Annotated in this window: 23 protein-coding genes; 11 read left to right on the top strand and 12 right to left on the bottom strand. The window is 57.8% G+C overall.

What is annotated here, in order from left to right; genetic code table 11:
• Positions 1-145: 145 nt before the first annotated feature.
• The 4 genes from elbB (at position 146) to AFK67_RS02080 (ending at position 2701) form a co-directional block, all read left to right on the top strand.
• On the top strand, positions 146-799 hold the full coding sequence (elbB, locus tag AFK67_RS02065) for an isoprenoid biosynthesis glyoxalase ElbB (protein WP_007714749.1): 654 nt from the start codon (positions 146-148) through the stop codon (positions 797-799).
• Positions 796-1524, top strand: coding sequence for a monofunctional biosynthetic peptidoglycan transglycosylase (gene mtgA, locus AFK67_RS02070; protein ID WP_007714754.1), 729 nt, complete (start codon positions 796-798; stop codon positions 1522-1524). Before elbB ends, mtgA begins: the two co-directional genes overlap by 4 nt.
• A gap of 143 nt (positions 1525-1667) precedes the next feature.
• Positions 1668-2234, top strand: a complete 567-nt coding sequence (locus AFK67_RS02075; protein ID WP_007714756.1) for a hypothetical protein — start codon at positions 1668-1670, stop codon at positions 2232-2234.
• Between the two features lie 26 nt (positions 2235-2260).
• Positions 2261-2701: a hypothetical protein gene (locus AFK67_RS02080; RefSeq protein ID WP_007714758.1), complete on the top strand. Its 441-nt coding sequence runs from the start codon at positions 2261-2263 to the stop codon at positions 2699-2701.
• 793 nt (positions 2702-3494) lie between these two features.
• Here AFK67_RS02080 and npr read toward each other — a convergent pair.
• The 11 genes from npr to AFK67_RS02140 form a co-directional block, all read right to left on the bottom strand.
• Entirely contained in the window at positions 3495-3767 is a 273-nt protein-coding gene (npr, locus tag AFK67_RS02090; protein ID WP_007714761.1) for a PTS phosphocarrier protein NPr, read from the bottom strand.
• Positions 3764-4618 (bottom strand): RNase adapter RapZ, encoded by an 855-nt coding sequence (gene rapZ, locus AFK67_RS02095; RefSeq protein WP_007714763.1) that lies wholly within the window; start codon positions 4616-4618, stop codon positions 3764-3766. The genes npr and rapZ overlap by 4 nt, the downstream gene beginning before the upstream one ends.
• Before the next feature lie 64 nt (positions 4619-4682).
• The gene (ptsN, locus tag AFK67_RS02100; protein ID WP_007714766.1) at positions 4683-5168 is read right to left on the bottom strand and encodes a PTS IIA-like nitrogen regulatory protein PtsN; all 486 of its coding nucleotides are present in this window, start codon (positions 5166-5168) and stop codon (positions 4683-4685) included.
• An 80-nt stretch (positions 5169-5248) separates the two neighbouring features.
• Positions 5249-5536, bottom strand: coding sequence for a ribosome hibernation promoting factor (gene hpf / locus AFK67_RS02105; protein ID WP_007714769.1), 288 nt, complete (start codon positions 5534-5536; stop codon positions 5249-5251).
• Between the two features lie 22 nt (positions 5537-5558).
• Positions 5559-6998, bottom strand: coding sequence for an RNA polymerase factor sigma-54 (gene rpoN, locus AFK67_RS02110; RefSeq protein WP_007714772.1), 1440 nt, complete (start codon positions 6996-6998; stop codon positions 5559-5561).
• A 96-nt stretch (positions 6999-7094) separates the two neighbouring features.
• Positions 7095-7820 (bottom strand): LPS export ABC transporter ATP-binding protein, encoded by a 726-nt coding sequence (gene lptB / locus AFK67_RS02115; protein WP_007714774.1) that lies wholly within the window; start codon positions 7818-7820, stop codon positions 7095-7097.
• Between the two features lie 6 nt (positions 7821-7826).
• Entirely contained in the window at positions 7827-8384 is a 558-nt protein-coding gene (gene lptA, locus AFK67_RS02120; RefSeq protein WP_007753410.1) for a lipopolysaccharide ABC transporter substrate-binding protein LptA, read from the bottom strand.
• Entirely contained in the window at positions 8353-8928 is a 576-nt protein-coding gene (lptC, locus tag AFK67_RS02125) for an LPS export ABC transporter periplasmic protein LptC (protein ID WP_032966695.1), read from the bottom strand. Before lptC ends, lptA begins: the two co-directional genes overlap by 32 nt.
• Positions 8925-9491 (bottom strand): 3-deoxy-manno-octulosonate-8-phosphatase KdsC, encoded by a 567-nt coding sequence (gene kdsC / locus AFK67_RS02130; protein WP_007714779.1) that lies wholly within the window; start codon positions 9489-9491, stop codon positions 8925-8927. The genes lptC and kdsC overlap by 4 nt, the downstream gene beginning before the upstream one ends.
• Positions 9492-9506: 15 nt before the next feature.
• Positions 9507-10493, bottom strand: a complete 987-nt coding sequence (gene kdsD / locus AFK67_RS02135; RefSeq protein WP_007714781.1) for an arabinose-5-phosphate isomerase KdsD — start codon at positions 10491-10493, stop codon at positions 9507-9509.
• Positions 10494-10508: 15 nt separating this feature from the next.
• Positions 10509-11486 (bottom strand): calcium/sodium antiporter, encoded by a 978-nt coding sequence (locus tag AFK67_RS02140; RefSeq protein ID WP_007714785.1) that lies wholly within the window; start codon positions 11484-11486, stop codon positions 10509-10511.
• 233 nt (positions 11487-11719) lie between these two features.
• On the opposite strand from AFK67_RS02140, the gene mlaF reads away from it, so the two are divergent.
• The 7 genes from mlaF (at position 11720) to murA (ending at position 16521) form a co-directional block, all read left to right on the top strand.
• Positions 11720-12535 carry a phospholipid ABC transporter ATP-binding protein MlaF gene (gene mlaF / locus AFK67_RS02145; protein ID WP_038875203.1) on the top strand — a complete coding sequence of 272 codons (816 nt, stop codon included), beginning with the start codon at positions 11720-11722 and terminating at the stop codon, positions 12533-12535.
• A gap of 7 nt (positions 12536-12542) precedes the next feature.
• Complete coding sequence (gene mlaE, locus AFK67_RS02150; RefSeq protein ID WP_007714803.1) at positions 12543-13325, top strand: lipid asymmetry maintenance ABC transporter permease subunit MlaE; 783 nt, start codon at positions 12543-12545, stop codon at positions 13323-13325.
• A gap of 3 nt (positions 13326-13328) precedes the next feature.
• The gene (gene mlaD, locus AFK67_RS02155; RefSeq protein ID WP_007714806.1) at positions 13329-13880 is read left to right on the top strand and encodes an outer membrane lipid asymmetry maintenance protein MlaD; all 552 of its coding nucleotides are present in this window, start codon (positions 13329-13331) and stop codon (positions 13878-13880) included.
• Between the two features lie 15 nt (positions 13881-13895).
• Positions 13896-14525: a phospholipid-binding protein MlaC gene (gene mlaC / locus AFK67_RS02160; RefSeq protein ID WP_007714809.1), complete on the top strand. Its 630-nt coding sequence runs from the start codon at positions 13896-13898 to the stop codon at positions 14523-14525.
• Positions 14525-14827 carry a lipid asymmetry maintenance protein MlaB gene (gene mlaB, locus AFK67_RS02165; protein WP_007714811.1) on the top strand — a complete coding sequence of 101 codons (303 nt, stop codon included), beginning with the start codon at positions 14525-14527 and terminating at the stop codon, positions 14825-14827. Before mlaC ends, mlaB begins: the two co-directional genes overlap by 1 nt.
• Positions 14828-14951: 124 nt before the next feature.
• Positions 14952-15209 carry a BolA family iron metabolism protein IbaG gene (gene ibaG, locus AFK67_RS02170; protein ID WP_004385081.1) on the top strand — a complete coding sequence of 86 codons (258 nt, stop codon included), beginning with the start codon at positions 14952-14954 and terminating at the stop codon, positions 15207-15209.
• 52 nt (positions 15210-15261) lie between these two features.
• The gene (gene murA / locus AFK67_RS02175) at positions 15262-16521 is read left to right on the top strand and encodes a UDP-N-acetylglucosamine 1-carboxyvinyltransferase (RefSeq protein WP_007714816.1); all 1260 of its coding nucleotides are present in this window, start codon (positions 15262-15264) and stop codon (positions 16519-16521) included.
• A gap of 143 nt (positions 16522-16664) precedes the next feature.
• On the opposite strand, the gene sfsB is transcribed toward murA, so the two are convergent.
• Positions 16665-16928, bottom strand: coding sequence for a DNA-binding transcriptional regulator SfsB (gene sfsB / locus AFK67_RS02180; RefSeq protein ID WP_007673194.1), 264 nt, complete (start codon positions 16926-16928; stop codon positions 16665-16667).
• Positions 16929-17215: the final 287 nt, after the last annotated feature.

The raw sequence follows: 17215 nt of genomic DNA on the forward strand, positions 1-17215 counted from the left end.
GTGGCGCGGCCTGAGTGATCATTGCGCTCGTACATAAGATAGCAAATCTTAAATGATTTGTTATATGAATCAGTAAAATGTGTGAAGCATAGCGTTTAAATGTTGTTTTAGTCACATTTTCAACGGTTTAACTTAAGGATGAATCATGAAAAAAATCGGCGTGGTGTTAAGTGGGTGCGGCGTTTATGACGGCTCGGAAATACATGAGGCAGTAATTACCTTGCTGGCGCTGGCCCGCAACGGCGCGCAGGCGGTCTGTTTCGCCCCCGATAAACCACAAGCGGACGTGATTAATCACTTAACGGGCGAACCGACGGGCGAGACGCGCAACGTGCTGGCGGAAGCGGCCCGTATCGCGCGCGGCAAAATAACGCCGCTTGAACACGCGCGCGCCGAAGAGCTCGACGCGCTGGTGGTGCCTGGCGGATTTGGCGCTGCGAAAAACCTGTGCGATTTTGCGACGCGCGGCAGCGAATGCGCGGTCGACCCGGCGCTTCATGCGCTCGCAACGGCGATGCATGCAGCCGGTAAGCCGCTCGGGTTTATCTGCATCGCGCCCGCCATGCTGCCGAAAATTATCGCCGCGCCGCTGCGCCTGACCATCGGCACTGATATCGACACGGCCGAGCTGGTGGAAGAGATGGGCGGCGAACACGTGCCGTGCCCGGTGGACGATATCGTGGTGGATGAAGAGAATAAAGTCCTGACCACGCCCGCCTATATGCTGGCTGAAAGCATTGACGAAGCCGCGGCCGGTATTGAAAAGCTGGTGGCGCGGCTGGTGGCGATGTGCGCATGAGTAAAGCGCGCGGTTCATTGTTTGCTCGCCTGCGGCGTCTGCTGCTGAGGGCGTTTCTTATCGTGGCGGGCGTCTGGCTTGCCGGTATTTTGCTGTTCAGTTTTATGCCGGTGCCGTTTTCCGCGGTGATGGTCGAGCGGCAGTTCTCCGCCTGGTTTAGCGGCGACTTCAGCTATGTGGCACATTCCGACTGGGTGAGCATGGATGAGATCTCGCCGTGGATGGGGCTTGCGGTGATTGCCGCGGAAGATCAGAAATTCCCGGAGCACTGGGGTTTTGACATGGCGGCCATACAGAAAGCCGTCTCCCATAACGAGCGCAGCAGACGCATTCGCGGGGCTTCGACGCTCTCTCAGCAGACGGCGAAGAACCTGTTTTTATGGGACGGGCGCAGCTGGCTGCGCAAAGGGCTGGAGGCGGGTTTAACGCTCGGCATCGAAACCGTCTGGAGCAAGCGCCGCATCCTGACGGTCTATCTGAATATCGCGGAATTCGGCGAGGGCGTGTTTGGCGTGGAAGAGGCGTCGCAGCGGTATTTCAACAAGCCCGCCCGTCGTCTGACGGCGTCGGAAGCAGCATTGCTCGCGGCCGTTTTGCCTAACCCGATACGTTTTAAAGTGAGCGCGCCGTCAGGCTACGTGCGTACGCGTCAGCAGTGGATTTTGCGCCAGATGCGCCAGCTTGGCGGGGAGTCCTTTAGTCCGATCCTCATGAACCGCCAGTAGATACGCCGGATAAGCCGGGCGGAATGAGGGAACGGCCATGGCTATCATAAAGCCGGAGCAAACACTTATCGACAATGCCCGCGCCCATCAAGAGGCGCTGGCTATCTGAAATTACCGACTCCTGCAACACCAGGATGCGACCTATGAAGAACATCGCCAATATCACCTTGCACGTTTCCGGCATCGTGCTGTTCGACCCTCTGACGCTGCAGGCTTTCCTGCAACGCGTCGGTTACCAGGGCAGCGATGTGTTCGGCCTGTTCATCGACGATCAGGCGATCGGGGCCCAGGCCATCGGCGAAGGGGTAGTCTTCCCCATCTACCAGATACCCGACGACGACTACGCGGTATTTCTCGAGCAAGGCGTCCTGCCACCCGCCAGCGCACAGCGGCATTTCACCTACCAGGGCGCGCCACTGCATATCACCTCGGGTGTGCTCGTTGCGGCGGACCTCGGCGCGTTGATGGACTGGGACGCAGCGTTCTTCTGCAACTACCAGGAGAACTACCCGCTACGGCTGAAGAACAACGACTACCTGGAGGTGGCTCCGGGCCGGTATCTGGTTGCCATCAGCGGATACAGCGCACTGGCAGCGCCCCTGAATCCGTTCGGCTACGGCTTGCGATTGGAGGCGGTGCAGCAGTTGCCCCCAGCCCTGCCAGACGAAGACTTCGACTTCTCGCTCAAGCGCGTGATGGGCAATCCTTGAACCGGCAATTGCACGAGGAAATGACCATGCACATCGACGAACTGATTACCCTGGCGCATTACCGCAGCTTTCTCGACAGGCTGGAGCAGCAACTGGGCCAGCCGGTCGGCCGTGTGCCGTTGGAAGAAGGTCTGAGCGACTTCTACGACCACTGCCTGGAACTGGCCGGACTCGACGCCAGCGCACTGCTGGCCATCACCGAGCAGCAGCGCGAGGCGAGCCTGCGCTACATTGGCGCTAAGCTCGAGATGTTCGCCGAGCCCGAAGGCGGCAAGGACAACATCGTCAACGAGCCTCTGCCGTTGACGCTCCCGCTCGGGCACTTGATCGAGTTTGCCCTGCTTGGGCAGGGCGATGGGATTGCCGCCTACCTCAAGCAGCTGCGCATCCCCAGGGCCCAGCAATACGGCAAGCAGATTAGCGCGCTGTTCGCCCAGTTACGCACACACGATAAACCCACCTGCTGACCCTGGCCACGCATGAGTGCGTCGAAAATGGAACGCTTGAAGTGGGTTGCCGAGAAGGCTTGTGAAGGCTGGCTGCTTGTTCTGCCTTTGATGGGGGGGTGTACGAATTTTGGGGGCAGCTTGGGTGAGCTGCCTGTCACTGGAAAACGACCATGAACACTATCAACGGAAGGACGTAATTTATGGCCCTGATCATTGCTCACGAAAACTCCACTGAGTACGCCCCGACAGTCTCCTACAACCATTTCGGCCGCATGCCGTAGAGCGGCCGACATGTCTCGGAATTTTCAGGAATAAAAGTCGTGGAACTACCGCAGTTCTGCGAGTAAGAAGGCCACCGCCAGGGCTTGAATGATGCCCTCTATGACCGTGTAGGGCAGCGTGAACATTCGCCATTTCACCCCGAGTTCATGGGAGGCTACCCTGAACAGGCCTGGCATGATGCCTACTGGATAGGAGTTCAACAGAACTAAGACACAACGCCCGAGTCAATTAACGCAGAGATTCAGGAGACGTTGACCACCCTGACACTAGCTTTGGGTTGCGCGATGCATTGACCAGTGCCCTTGAGCGCGACCGTGCAGATGCTGTCAACGACGCTGACTTTCTCAACGACATTATGATGCGCCAATTCACGCGTACGCACTCAACAATCACTGACATGGACGGTATTCTCGCACGCGAGAATTACCGGCACTGCACCTTCCATAGCTGCTGCCAGCTGGTCATATAGCCCGGGCTTAACAGAGCGCGGCGCAATGGCGCAGCACGCGCTGCGCTGAGAGTAGGGCGGTCAGTCTTCGTCAAAGCCTGCGTTAAACAGCGCGATGACGGCCGCCAGCGCTTCTTCTTCCTGCGGGCCGGTGGCCTCAATCTCAATATGGCCGCCCTGCGCGGAATCCAGCATCAGCAGCGCTATCACGCTGCTGGCTTCCGCCTCGGTGCCCGCTTCATTACGCAACAACACTTCCGCGTCAAAGCTCTGCACCAGTTCAAACAGCTTCATGGCCGGGCGGGCGTGCATCCCGAGCTTATTGGTGATTTCGACGGTCTGTTTTACGGTCATGATTTGCGTTTTTCCAGCGTACGATGGCGGGACTGAACGTTTTTGCCGCGCGAGCGGAAGTAATCCGCCAGCTGTTCGGCGATATAAACGGAGCGGTGTTTACCGCCAGTACAGCCGATGGCGACAGTCAGGTAGCTGCGGTTGTTGGTTTCCAGCATTGGTAGCCAGAGTTCCAGATAGCTACGCGTCTGGTAGATGAAGTTATGCACTTCAGTGTGCCGGTCGAGAAACGCCGCGACGGGCTTATCGAGGCCGGTCATCGGGCGCAGTTTCGGGTCCCAGTGCGGGTTTGGCAGAAAACGCACGTCGAAGACATAATCGGCGTCGATCGGAATGCCGTGCTTGAAGCCGAAGGATTCAAACACCATCGTGAGTTCACGCTCGCGCTTGCCGAGCAGTCGGGTGCGCAGCATTTCCGCCAGCTCATGCACCGACATTTCCGAGGTATCGACAATCAGATCCGCACGCGAGCGCAGCGGCTCCAGCAGATCGTTTTCTTCATCAATGGCGCTTTCCAGGGACAGGTTTTTGCTGGAGAGCGGATGCAAACGACGCGTATCGCTGTAGCGGCGAATCAGCGTGTTGCGATCGGCGTCGAGGAACAGCAGTTGCGGAGAGAACGCGTCCGGCAGGTTATTCATCGCCTGCTCAAACACCTCCGGGGATTCCGGCATATTGCGAACGTCAATGCTCACCGCGGCGGATATCTGCCTGTCAGAAAGCGTGCGCGCCAGCTCAGGCAGCAGCACAACAGGCAGGTTATCGACGCAGTAGAACCCCATATCTTCCAGCGCACGCAGGGCGACCGATTTCCCTGACCCTGAACGTCCGCTGACGATCATCAGAACCATCTGCTGTTTCTCCACACTTCAGACCGGTTAACCGGCGCTTCCTGGATTGTGCCTTTCGGCACGGTCATTCACTCTCTTCACTGGTTTCAGTGATTATCTGATAGAGCTCTTCATCGCTTTGCGCGGCGCGCAGACGACGGCAAATCGTTTTGTCCGCCAGCCTTTTGGCCACCAGCGACAGCGTATGCAGATGCGTTTTGGTTTGATCCGCCGGCACCAGCAGCGCGAAGAGTAAATCGACGGGCTGGTTATCGATGGCGTCAAAGGCAATCGGCGTTTCGAGCTGAACAAAAACGCCCACGGCGCGCAGCGTGTCTTCTTCAAGCTTGCCGTGCGGAATGGCGATGCCGTTGCCGATCCCGGTACTTCCCATCCGCTCGCGGGTAAGGATCGCTTCAAACACTACCTGCGGCGGCAGGCTGAGCTGCTTTGCCGCCAGCTCGCTGATAATTTCCAGGGCGCGTTTTTTACTCTGGCAATGTACGCCGCTACGGGTGCATTCCTGGTTTAATACATTGCTCAATGGCAGAGCGGAATCATTATTCATCATAATTTCACCTAAGCGTTTTCTGGTGCGACGGCCCGCCAGACGGGCCGGGCCGTCGATGTCCCAGCGAAACGCCCGGACAATTAATGTTGTTTCAGTTTATCTTTGTGTTTAGTGAGCTGCCGCGCCAGTTTATCAATCAAACCGTCGATGGCGGCGTACATATCCTGGCCTTCCGAACTGGCATGCAGCTCCCCGCCGTTCACATGCAGGGTGGCGTCGGCGATTTGCGTCACCTTTTCCACCTTCAGCACAATATAGACCTGATTAATCCTTTCGAAATACTGCTCCAGCTTGGCGAATTTCGTGGTGACAAACTCGCGCAGCGCTTCAGTGATTTCGACGTTATGTCCTGTGATGTTGAGCTGCATAGTGTCTTCCTTATCGGTTGGGTCAGACCAGCTGTTTGCGCTGGTTTGACGGCGGTATGGATAAAGACTCTCGATACTTCGCAACGGTACGGCGGGCCACCATGATCCCCTGATCGGACAGCATAGATGTCAGTTTGCTGTCGCTTAAGGGTTTCGCGGGGTTTTCCGCTGCAATCAACTTCTTCACCAGCGCCCGGATAGCCGTGGACGAGGCTTCGCCGCCGCCCTCGGTGTTCACGTGGCTTGAGAAGAAATACTTTAATTCGAAAATGCCGCGCGGGCTGTGCAGATATTTTTGCGTGGTGACGCGGGAGATGGTGGATTCATGCATCTCAACCGCCTGCGCGATATCCGCCAGCACCATCGGCTTCATAAACTCTTCGCCCTGCTCGAAGAACGCCTGCTGCTGTTCAACGATGCAGCGGCTGACGCGCAGCAGCGTGTCGTTACGGCTCTCCAGGCTTTTAATCAGCCATTTCGCCTCTTGCAGGTTGCTGCGGATGAACTGGTTGTCGGATTCGTTACGCGCGCTGTTGGACATCGCGGCGTACTGCTGATTGATTTTGAGCCGGGGAATGCTGTCGGAATTCAACTCCACCACCCAGCGGCCGTTATGCTTGCGCACTAACACGTCCGGGATGACATATTCCGGCTCGCCGGTCTGGATCGACTGGCCGGGACGCGGATCGAGCGACTGGATCAAATTGACCGCTTCTTTCAGCACATCTTCCTTCAGGCGCGTGACGCGCATCAGGCTGCGAAAGTCGTGATTGGCCAGCAGATCGAGGTGATCGCTGACTATCTGCCGCGCCTGCGCGAGAAAAGGCGTGTCGGCGCTGAACTGCGAAAGCTGGATCAACAGGCAGTCGCGCAGATCGCGGGCGGCGACGCCGACTGGATCGAAACGCTGCACGCGCTTGAGCACGGCTTCAATCTCTTCCGGGCCGATGTCGTCATCGTTATCGCCCATACCGTCGAGAATATCCTGCACCGAAACGGTGAGGTAGCCGGTGTCGTCCACCGCGTCGACAATCGCCGTGGCAATGGCGCGATCGGTGTCGGAAAAGGGCGTCAGCTGCACCTGCCACATCAGGTAGTCCTGAAGGCTCTGGGTGGTTTCGCCCTGATAGACCGGCAGTTCGTCGTCGATGTAGTCGGTGCCGGTGCCTGACGGCGTGCCGGCGGTGTAGATTTCGTCCCAGCTGGCGTCAAGCGGCAGCTCGTCCGGCATCTCTTTTTGCTCCAGCGCTTCGGCGGTATCGAGCCCTTCGCTGTCCGGTGTTTCCTGAGTGGCAATTTCGTCGTGAATGTCGGTTTGCTCAAGCAGGGGATTATTTTCCAGCGCCTGTTGCAACTCCTGCTGGAGCTCCAGCGTGGAGAGCTGCAACAAGCGAATGGCCTGCTGCAACTGCGGCGTCATGGCGAGCTGTTGGCTAAGCCTTAGTTGCAAACCTTGCTTCATATTCAGGGCAAAAATCCTCAGGTGTAAACGTCAAAAAGACCTGTTGCGGCGGGGCGCGCAGGGAGGCGCGCCGTTTCTGCCTGTTGCTCTACCCTATCAGAGTCTGAACTCTTCCCCAAGATATACGCGTTTAACCTGTTCATCCTGCAGAATATCGTCGGGGGTGCCGTGGGCGATAAGATGCCCCTGACTAACGATATAGGCGCGCTCGCACACCGCCAGCGTTTCACGTACGTTATGGTCGGTAATGAGTACGCCAAGGCCGCTGTCGCGCAGATGCTCGATAATGCGTTTGATATCGATAACCGAAATCGGGTCGACGCCCGCAAAAGGTTCGTCAAGCAGGATGAATTTCGGGTTCGCCGCCAGCGCGCGGGCGATCTCCACACGACGACGTTCGCCGCCGGAGAGCGACTGGCCGAGGCTGTCGCGCAGGTGGTCGATGTGAAACTCTTCCATCAGCTCTTTGGCGCGGTCTTCGCGCTGCTCGGTGCTGAGATCGTCGCGAATTTGCAGCACGGCCATCAGGTTGTCGTAGACGCTCAGGCGGCGGAAAATCGACGCCTCCTGCGGCAGATAACCGATGCCGCGACGCGCGCGGGCGTGCAGCGGCAGCAGGCTGATGTCTTCGTCATCAATGATGATATTGCCCGCGTCGCGCTGCACAATGCCCACGACCATGTAGAAGGTGGTGGTTTTACCCGCGCCGTTCGGGCCCAGCAGGCCGACAATCTCGCCTGAGTTCACCGTCAGGCTGACATCTTCCACTACGCGGCGGCCCTTGTAGGCTTTCGCCAGGTGTTTCGCAATGAGTGTTGCCATAAGGGTTTAGTTACTCTTGTTCTGAGCTGGCGCCTGGGCGCTGCCGTCTTTATTTTGCAGCTGCGACGGTACCAGTACGGTGGTCACGCGTTTGCCTTTCTCGCTGAACGCCTGCATTTTCTGCTCTTTCACGAGATAGGTGATTTTGTCGCCTTTGATATTGCTGTCGAGCTGCTCAAGGTAGGCGTTGCCGGTCAGCACCACGAAGTCGTTTTGCAGCTCGTAGTGCATCGTCGAGGCATGGCCTTTAACCGGTTTGCCGTTGTCCTGCATCTGGAAGAACGTGGCCGGATTGCCGTAACCGTCAATCACCTCTTTGCCTTTCTCACCGCCGGGGCGCGTGACGACAACTTTGTCGGCGTTGATTTTAATCGTGCCCTGCGTCACGACGACATTACCGGTGAACGTCACCACATTGCCCTGCATATCCAGCGACTGCTGGTCAGATTCAATATGGATAGGCTGTTCGGTGTCGCCTGTCAGCGCGAACGCCGGGAAGCCTGCCGCCAGCAGCGTACTAGTCAGTACGAGATTAAGGCTGAGTTTGTTTATTCTGGATTTCATAGGAGGTTCTAACCTTTTCAATCAGCTCGGCATTTTTGCTGCGAAGGTTCCCGCGCATTTTCAGGCCGCTGGAATTAAAGCTGGTGCCGTAAAGAGTGACAAGCGTATCAGAGGTAACATCCTGGGTGACCAGGTTGATCTCCGCCTTGTCGGTCGTAATTTTGCGCAATTGCGAATCTGGCGTCAGCGCGTTCACTTCCACATGACCGGTCAGGTAGAGCATCCTGTCATTGGTCAGTTTGGCACGATCCGCTTTGACCGACCAGGTCGGCACTTTGTTGGTATCGAAGGTGGTCATTACCGGCTGCGTAAACCAGGAGACGCCGTCTTGCGAGAAATACTCGACGTGCTGCGCGATTAAGCGATAGTTCAGCGCGCCTTCCGGGCTGTAGACAACCGTGTTGGACTGCTCGCTCTGGTACGTCGGCTCGTTGTTATTTACCGTCAGCGGGCCGCTTTCATCCTGATCGGCCAGGTTAATGCCAATCAGCACCAGCGCGGCCAGCGCCAGCAGGATAATTATCCAGCGTCTGGTCTTACTCATATGGATTGCCCTATGGCCTCAGCTAATTTTCCCTGCGCCAGCAGCAGGAGATCGCAGACTTCGCGCACCGCGCCACGTCCGCCCGGGATTTGGGTGACGTAATCGGCTTTCGGCGTCAGCAGCGGATGCGCATCCGCCACCGCGACGCTGAGCCCGACCTGCGCCATCACAGGCCAGTCAATTAAATCGTCGCCGACATAAGCGACATTTTCCGGCGCAAGCGCCAGTGTTTCCAGCAGTTGGCGGTAAGCGATGAGCTTATCGGACTGGCCCTGGTAAAGGTGCGTAATACCGAGCGTTTCGCAGCGGTCTTCAAGCAGCTTCGCTTTTCGCCCGGTGATGATCGCTACCTCAATGCCGGACGTCAGCGCGCAGCGAATGCCGTAGCCGTCGCGCACGTTAAAGGCTTTCAGCTCTTCGCCGCTGTTGCCCATGTAAATCAGGCCGTCGGACATCACGCCGTCGACATCCAGAATCAGCAGGCGGATTTGCGCCGCCCGCTCAATGATCTGCGCGCTCACCGGCCCGTAGCAGGTAGAGATGGCGCCATCAGGGTTACTCATTAAACCTTTCCTTTGTTACACCACGCCTGCGCGCAGCAAATCATGCATATGTATCACACCGCGCAACTGGTCGCCATCAGCCACCATGACGGAAGTAATGTGGCGCGTCTGCATCAGGTTCAGCGCATCGACGGCGAGCGTGCCGGGACGCACCCGAATACCGCCTGACGTCATCACATCGACAATCTTCATCTGATGCAGGTCGCCGCCCATATCAAAGACGCGGCGCAAGTCGCCGTCGGTAAAGACGCCCTCGATTTTCATCAGGTCGTCGCAAATAACCGTCATGCCCAGATTCTTACGGGTAATTTCGAGCAGCGCGTCGCGCAGCGACGCGTCTTTGCTGACATGCGGGATTTCGTCGCCGGTGTGCATGATATCGTTCACGCGTAGCAGCAGCTTGCGCCCGAGCGCGCCGCCGGGATGCGAAAGCGCGAAATCCTCAGGGGTAAAGCCGCGCGCTTTCAGCAGCGCGACCGCGAGCGCGTCGCCCATCACCAGCGTGGCCGTGGTGCTGGTGGTCGGCGCGAGGCCGAGGGGACAGGCTTCCTGCGGCACTTTGACGCACAGGTGGATATCCGCGGCCTTCGCCATCGCGCTCTCCGGGCGGCCCGTAATGCAGATGAGCTGTACCTGAAGACGCTTGAGTACCGGGATCAGCGCCAGAATTTCGTTGGATTCGCCGGAGTTGGAAATCGCGATGACGATATCCTGTCCGCTCACCATGCCTAAATCGCCATGGCTTGCTTCCGCCGGGTGAACAAAGAACGCGGGCGTGCCGGTGCTGGCGAACGTCGCCGCCATTTTTTTACCGATATGGCCCGATTTGCCCATGCCCATGACCACGACTTTTCCGCGGCAATAGAACATGCTTTCGCAGGCGCGGGCAAAGTCGGCGTTGATGTATTGATCCAGCTGGGCCAGACCTTCGCGTTCAATGGTCAGGACATCCTTCCCTGCCTGTTCAAAGTCAAAACCTGGCGGTAAATCTAGTTGTGACATAAGTGCGATTCCGATTCATCCAACGAGACGCGGCGACGCCCAGAACAGCATCACCATCCAAACGATAAACCCACATAATAATCCGGCGCCGGTTTTTTTACCGAGATACTGCTCAGGACGCCAGCACAACACCACGAAAATGACGCTGACCAGCAGCATTACGCCGTAATCGCGCGTAAACGCCAGCGCATCGAAGCGTCCGGGCGCCAGCAGCGCGGGCAGGCCAGGCACGATAGCCAGATTGTAAACATTCGAGCCGATAATATTGCCGATGGCGATATCGTCTTCGCCTTTGCGCGCACCGGCGATGGCGGTGGCGAGTTCCGGCAGGCTGGTGCCGATAGCGATGGCGGTCAGACCGACGGTGAGCTCGCTGATGGCGAACCCGTGAGCCAGCACGGTGGCGTTATCGACCACCATGCGCGTCGCCATCGGCATAATAATCAGCGCCACGCCAAGCCAGAGAAACGCCACTGAGCGTCCGCCTTCGCGCGGCAGTTCGGCGAGCTGCTCGCGCGTCAGGCTGTCGTTACCTTCACGTTCCGCCTGGCGCGCCATGCGGATGATAAACCATAAATAGGCGGCGGCGATGAGCAACAGGAAAAGACCTTCGGCGCGCGCGAGCACGCCATCCCACAGCACCAGTCCCGCCAGCGCGCTGACCAGCAGCATGGCGGAGAGCTCGCGGCGCAGCATCGACGAGTGCGCCGCCAGCGGGCGCAGCAGCGCGGTTAATCCGGCGATCAGCAGAATATTGGTGATATTCGAGCCTATGGCCGTACCGACGGCGAGACTGGTTTCGCCATGCAGCGCGGCGGCGACAGAGACGATAATTTCAGGCAGGGAAGTGCCGATACCGACGACGGTAATGCCTATCAGCAACGGCGGTACGCCCAGGCTGCGGCAGAGAAGCGAGGCGGCGAAAACCAGACGATCGGCGCTGTATACCACCAAAAGCAAACCAATAATCAACAGCGCCGTAGCTAAAAGCATGCAAAGTCCTTTCTTCAGGTATAATCGCCGGTCCACTGTGCCTGAGTTGCTGGCCGCGCATACAGATCGTCAAGGAACGAAGTAAATTCTTAATTTTGACCAGATGCGCGCCAAAAGTAAAACAAATGCCAGCTTTCGCTAACCTCAACCGGGTATATTCTGTAAAAATAACCCTTTTGCGGTGTCGACTGGCGCCATTATGAACAACTCTGTGAACGATAAAGGATGCGTTGATGAGCCAGATCGGTGAGACATTGATTGACGTGCGAGGTGTGAGCTTTACGCGCGGCAACCGATCTATTTTCGATAATATCTCGCTTACCGTGCCGCGCGGTAAGGTGACCGCCATTATGGGGCCGTCGGGGATCGGTAAAACCACGCTGCTGCGCCTGATTGGCGGGCAGATAGCGCCGGACTGCGGGGAGATCCTCTTCGACGGTGAAAACATTCCCGCCATGTCGCGCTCGCGTCTCTATGAAGTGCGCAAGCGCATGAGCATGCTGTTCCAGTCAGGGGCGCTGTTTACCGATCTGAACGTCTTCGAGAATGTCGCGTATCCGCTGCGTGAACATACCCGCCTGCCGGAACCGCTGCTGCACAGCACCGTGATGATGAAGCTCGAAGCGGTTGGGCTGCGTGGCGCGGCGAAACTGATGCCGTCTGAACTCTCCGGCGGCATGGCGCGCCGTGCGGCGCTCGCGCGCGCCATTGCGCTGGAGCCGGAGCTGATTATGTTCGACGAGCCGTTCGTCGGTCAGGATCCCATCACCATGGGCGTACTGGTGAAGCTGATTTCCGAGCTGAACAGCGCGCTTGGCGTGACCTGTGTGGTGGTGTCGCATGACGTGCCGGAAGTCCTGAGCATCGCGGATTATGCTTACATCGTCGCTGACAAACGGATTGTCGCGCAGGGCAGCGCGCAGGCGTTGCAAGAAAATACCGATCCGCGCGTGCGCCAGTTCCTTGACGGCATCGCCGACGGGCCGGTGCCCTTCCGCTATCCCGCCGGGGATTATCACCACGATCTGATTTCGCCAACAGGGAGTTAGTCTGCTCATGCTGTTAAATATACTGGCGTCGATGGGGCAACGCGGGCTGAAATTCAGCGCCTCCTTCGGCCGCGCCGGGCTGATGTTATTCAATGCCGTCGTCGGCAAGCCGGAGTTTCGCAAACACGGCCCGCTGCTGATGCGCCAGCTCTACCATGTGGGCGTCCTGTCGATGATCATTATCATCGTTTCCGGGCTGTTTATCGGCATGGTGCTGGGCCTACAGGGCTACCTGGTGCTGACGACCTACAGCGCGGAAACGAGCCTCGGAATGCTGGTGGCGCTGTCGTTGCTGCGTGAACTCGGGCCGGTCGTGGCCGCGCTGCTGTTTGCAGGCCGCGCCGGGTCGGCGCTGACGGCGGAAATCGGGCTGATGAAAGCGACCGAGCAGCTCTCCAGCATGGAGATGATGGCGGTCGACCCGCTGCGCCGCGTGATTTCGCCGCGCTTCTGGGCGGGCGTGATTTCGCTGCCGCTGCTGACCGTGATTTTCGTGGCGGTAGGCGTCTGGGGCGGTTCGCTGGTGGGCGTCAACTGGAAAGGCATTGATGCCGGCTTCTTCTGGTCTGCCATGCAGGATGCCGTCGACTGGCGCATGGACCTGATTAACTGTTTGATTAAAAGCGTGGTGTTTGCCATTACGGTGACCTGGATTGCGTTGTTTAACGGTTACGACGCAATCCCGACATCGGCGGGAATTAGCCGGGCAACTACACGTACCGTTGTGCACGCTTCGCTGGCCGTGCTCGGCCTTGATTTTGTGCTTACCGCTTTGATGTTTGGGAACTAACGCATGCAAACGAAGAAATTTGAGATTTGGGTTGGCGCTTTTATGCTGGTGGCGCTGCTGGCCGCGCTGTTCATCTGTCTGAAAGTAGCGGATGTCACCTCGCTGCGGGCCGAACCGACATACCGCCTGTATGCCACCTTTGATAATATCGGCGGCCTGAAACCGCATTCGCCGGTGCGCATCGGCGGCGTGGTGATTGGCCGGGTTTCCGACATTACGCTCGATCCGAAAACCTATCTGCCGCGCGTCGCGATGGATATCGAACAGCGCTACGATCATATCCCGGATACCAGTTCGCTGGCGATTCGTACCTCCGGCTTGCTGGGGGAGCAATATCTGGCGCTGAATGTCGGTTTTGAAGATCCTGAGCTGGGAACCACTATCCTTAAGGATGGCAGCACCATCCAGGATACGAAATCCGCCATGGTGCTTGAAGATCTGATTGGCCAGTTCCTCTATAAGAGCAACAGCGGCGACAACCAGAAAGAGGGCGGTGAACAAGACTCTGCCGCCCAACCGGATAACGCGACGCCGCCTGCCGGCGCGACGAACTAATCAGGAGAAACGGATATGTTTAAACGTCTTTTAATGGTCGCCATGCTGGTGATTGCGCCGCTCGCGACGGCGGCGGATCAGTCCAACCCGTATAAGCTGATGAACGAGGCGGCGAAAAAAACGTTTGATCGCCTGAAAAACGAACAGCCGAAAATCCGCCAGAACCCGAACTACCTGCGCGATGTCGTGGATCAGGAACTGCTGCCGTATGTGCAGGTGAAATACGCGGGCGCGCTGGTACTGGGCCGCTACTATAAAGAAGCGACGCCCGCGCAGCGCGAAGCCTACTTCGCCGCGTTTCGTGAGTACCTGAAACAGGCTTACGGCCAGGCGCTGGCAATGTATCACGGCCAGACCTACCAGATTGCGCCGGAGCAGCCGCTCGGCGATGCCAACATCGTGCCGATTCGCGTGACCATCATCGATCCGAACGGCCGTCCGCCGGTGCGTCTGGATTTCCAGTGGCGTAAAAACAGCCAGACCGGCAACTGGCAGGCGTATGACATGATCGCCGAAGGCGTGAGCATGATTACGACCAAACAGAACGAGTGGAGTGACCTGCTGCGCCAGAAAGGGATTGATGGCCTGACCGAGCAGTTGAAATCTATCTCTCGTCAGCCGATTACACTGGATCAGAAGCAGTAATGTCCGCGGAACTGCACTGGGAACGTCAGGCGTCGCAGCTGCGCTTGCGCGGTACGCTGGATCGCGAAACGCTGACGCCTCTGTGGGAGCAGCGCCAGAGCGCGACTGACGGGGTACAACGCATCGACCTCAGCGGCCTGACCCGTGTGGATACCGCCGGGTTAGCGCTGCTGGTGCAACTGGTCGCGCTGGCTCAGACCGGCGGCCGCCGCGTGGCGCTTGATGGCATGAGCGAGAATCTCACGACGCTTGCGAAACTTTACAACCTGCCGGAAAGCTTGTTGCCGACCCCGACAGACTAATATTTTCAGCACGTTACTGATAAAGCCCCGTCCGGCTCTACGGCGGGGCTTTTTTGCTTGTTTAAGACAGCGCCACTTTGCTCTAAGATGTTGGGCTGTTTTCACTGAATAATGAATAAAGCCCATGGAAAATCATGAAATTCAGACGGTGCTGATGAACGCACTGCCTCTCCAGGAAGTCCACGTCTCCTCCGGCGATGGCAGCCACTTTCAGGTCATTGCTGTGGGTGAGCTGTTTGGCGAGATGAGCCGCGTCAAGAAACAGCAGGCGGTCTACGGCCCGCTGATGGAGTTCATCGCCGATAACCGCATTCACGCGGTCTCCATCAAAACGTTTACGCCGCAGGAATGGGAACGCGAGCGCAAACTCAACGGTTTTTGAGCTGTGGGCACTACGCCGGCAGCAAGTGATTGAATAACAGAGAACAGTTCTGATGGATAAATTTCGTGTACAGGGGCCGAGCCGCCTTTCTGGCGAAGTAACGATCTCAGGGGCGAAAAACGCCGCCCTGCCGATCCTTTTTGCCGCCCTGCTGGCTGAAGAGCCTGTAGAAATTCAAAACGTACCGAAGCTGAAAGATATCGATACCACCATGAAGCTGCTGAGTCAGCTCGGGATGAAAGTGGAGCGTAACGGCTCCGTCTGGATCGATGCAAGCCAGGTTAACATTTTCTGCGCGCCGTATGATCTGGTGAAAACCATGCGCGCTTCTATCTGGGCGCTGGGCCCGCTGGTAGCGCGTTTCGGTCAGGGCCAGGTGTCTCTGCCGGGCGGCTGCGCCATCGGCGCGCGTCCGGTCGATTTACATATTACCGGCCTTGAGCAGCTGGGCGCGGAAATCAAACTGGAAGAAGGCTATGTAAAAGCCTCCGTCCAGGGCCGTCTGAAAGGCGCGCATATCGTGATGGATAAAGTGAGCGTTGGCGCGACCGTGACGATTATGTCCGCCGCGACGCTTGCTGAAGGCACCACGGTTATCGAAAACGCCGCGCGCGAGCCGGAAATCGTCGATACCGCGAACTTCCTGAATACCCTCGGTGCGAAAATCACCGGTCAGGGCACCGACAAAATCACCATCGAAGGCGTAGAGCGTCTTGGCGGCGGCGTGTACCGCGTTCTGCCAGACCGTATCGAGACCGGGACGTTCCTGGTCGCTGCGGCGATTTCCGGCGGCAAAGTGATGTGCCGCAACACCCGTCCTGACACGCTGGACGCGGTGCTGGCGAAACTGCGCGAAGCGGGCGCGGATATCGAAACCGGCGAAGACTGGATAAGCCTTGATATGCACGGCAAGCGTCCGAAAGGCGTTAACGTGCGTACCGCGCCGCACCCGGCATTCCCGACAGATATGCAGGCGCAGTTCACGCTGCTGAATCTGGTGGCTGAAGGCACTGGCGTCATCACCGAAACCATTTTTGAAAACCGCTTTATGCACGTGCCGGAGCTTATCCGTATGGGCGCGCATGCGGAGATCGAAAGCAATACCGTTATCTGCCACGGCGTTGAGAAACTCTCCGGCGCGCAGGTGATGGCAACCGATCTGCGCGCTTCTGCAAGCCTGGTGCTGGCGGGTTGTATCGCGGAAGGCACCACGGTAGTGGATCGTATTTATCATATCGATCGCGGTTATGAAGGCATCGAAGATAAGCTGCGGGCGCTGGGCGCCAACATTGAGCGTGTGAAAGGCGAATAATCTTTCTTTCGCCTCGCGAAGAAGCGCGATAAGCCTGCCGGGAAACGCTGATAATCAGCCGCTCCCGGCAGGCTTTTTTACTGAAGGCAGACTGACGGTGCGCGGTGGCGGCGCAGAACAGCCGGGGCGATGCCCCGGAACTGTCAGCGATGGCGGATCAGGCGCGAGCGATCGATAAATTCATGAGTCACCGGATCATGATAGCGCGACGGCCAGATTATCCACGGCTCCGTGCCGAGCGCTTCGGCAATGATTTTCTCGCCCCGGGGCCAGGGACGCGTCAGTGCATTGGCGAGCGTTGAAGAGCTCAGGCCTGCTTTGCGGGATTCTGCCGCCAGCGACGAGCCCTTTTTGCGTAGTGCGGCGACAATATCGGCGGGGTGCCAGTCGATAAACTTACGTTCCATGCTTCCTCCCTGTTACGGCATTACTACCCCTGCGCAGCTCCGCCTGGAGCTGGTTGATCATTTATAACACAAAATTTTCTAAATGGTTCCAGTTACTTTTGGTTGTATTCAGAACTGTGGCGTTAACCACAAGGGGAATGTAAGCGGTGTAACCGGTACGGCGGCAGAACGATCCATCCGGGATCGTGACGTGCCGCGGCGGATCGTGAATAAAAGGGTATGCGGGAAAAACTGGTTTTGGAAAGCGAATTGACTACAAGATGCGCAAACGCGCGGATAAAAGCGGA

It is taken from the genome of Cronobacter dublinensis subsp. dublinensis LMG 23823, from assembly GCF_001277235.1.
Taxonomy (GTDB): Bacteria; Pseudomonadota; Gammaproteobacteria; order Enterobacterales; family Enterobacteriaceae; genus Cronobacter; species Cronobacter dublinensis.

Excerpts from the sequence above, each read along its gene's own strand:
- rapZ (WP_007714763.1), bottom strand. The coding sequence starts at position 4,618 with ATGGTTCTGATGATCGTCAGCGGACGTTCAGGGTCAGGGAAATCGGTC.
- mtgA (WP_007714754.1), top strand. The coding sequence starts at position 796 with ATGAGTAAAGCGCGCGGTTCATTGTTTGCTCGCCTGCGGCGTCTGCTG.
- AFK67_RS02080 (WP_007714758.1), top strand. The coding sequence starts at position 2,261 with ATGCACATCGACGAACTGATTACCCTGGCGCATTACCGCAGCTTTCTC.
- mlaF (WP_038875203.1), top strand. The coding sequence starts at position 11,720 with ATGAGCCAGATCGGTGAGACATTGATTGACGTGCGAGGTGTGAGCTTT.
- kdsD (WP_007714781.1), bottom strand. The coding sequence starts at position 10,493 with ATGTCACAACTAGATTTACCGCCAGGTTTTGACTTTGAACAGGCAGGG.
- ptsN (WP_007714766.1), bottom strand. The coding sequence starts at position 5,168 with ATGATGAATAATGATTCCGCTCTGCCATTGAGCAATGTATTAAACCAG.
- ibaG (WP_004385081.1), top strand. The coding sequence starts at position 14,952 with ATGGAAAATCATGAAATTCAGACGGTGCTGATGAACGCACTGCCTCTC.
- lptA (WP_007753410.1), bottom strand. The coding sequence starts at position 8,384 with ATGAAATCCAGAATAAACAAACTCAGCCTTAATCTCGTACTGACTAGT.
- lptB (WP_007714774.1), bottom strand. The coding sequence starts at position 7,820 with ATGGCAACACTCATTGCGAAACACCTGGCGAAAGCCTACAAGGGCCGC.
- mlaC (WP_007714809.1), top strand. The coding sequence starts at position 13,896 with ATGTTTAAACGTCTTTTAATGGTCGCCATGCTGGTGATTGCGCCGCTC.
- elbB (WP_007714749.1), top strand. The coding sequence starts at position 146 with ATGAAAAAAATCGGCGTGGTGTTAAGTGGGTGCGGCGTTTATGACGGC.
- AFK67_RS02075 (WP_007714756.1), top strand. The coding sequence starts at position 1,668 with ATGAAGAACATCGCCAATATCACCTTGCACGTTTCCGGCATCGTGCTG.
- murA (WP_007714816.1), top strand. The coding sequence starts at position 15,262 with ATGGATAAATTTCGTGTACAGGGGCCGAGCCGCCTTTCTGGCGAAGTA.
- lptC (WP_032966695.1), bottom strand. The coding sequence starts at position 8,928 with ATGAGTAAGACCAGACGCTGGATAATTATCCTGCTGGCGCTGGCCGCG.
- kdsC (WP_007714779.1), bottom strand. The coding sequence starts at position 9,491 with ATGAGTAACCCTGATGGCGCCATCTCTACCTGCTACGGGCCGGTGAGC.
- mlaB (WP_007714811.1), top strand. The coding sequence starts at position 14,525 with ATGTCCGCGGAACTGCACTGGGAACGTCAGGCGTCGCAGCTGCGCTTG.
- AFK67_RS02140 (WP_007714785.1), bottom strand. The coding sequence starts at position 11,486 with ATGCTTTTAGCTACGGCGCTGTTGATTATTGGTTTGCTTTTGGTGGTA.
- sfsB (WP_007673194.1), bottom strand. The coding sequence starts at position 16,928 with ATGGAACGTAAGTTTATCGACTGGCACCCCGCCGATATTGTCGCCGCA.
- hpf (WP_007714769.1), bottom strand. The coding sequence starts at position 5,536 with ATGCAGCTCAACATCACAGGACATAACGTCGAAATCACTGAAGCGCTG.
- npr (WP_007714761.1), bottom strand. The coding sequence starts at position 3,767 with ATGACCGTAAAACAGACCGTCGAAATCACCAATAAGCTCGGGATGCAC.
- rpoN (WP_007714772.1), bottom strand. The coding sequence starts at position 6,998 with ATGAAGCAAGGTTTGCAACTAAGGCTTAGCCAACAGCTCGCCATGACG.
- mlaE (WP_007714803.1), top strand. The coding sequence starts at position 12,543 with ATGCTGTTAAATATACTGGCGTCGATGGGGCAACGCGGGCTGAAATTC.
- mlaD (WP_007714806.1), top strand. The coding sequence starts at position 13,329 with ATGCAAACGAAGAAATTTGAGATTTGGGTTGGCGCTTTTATGCTGGTG.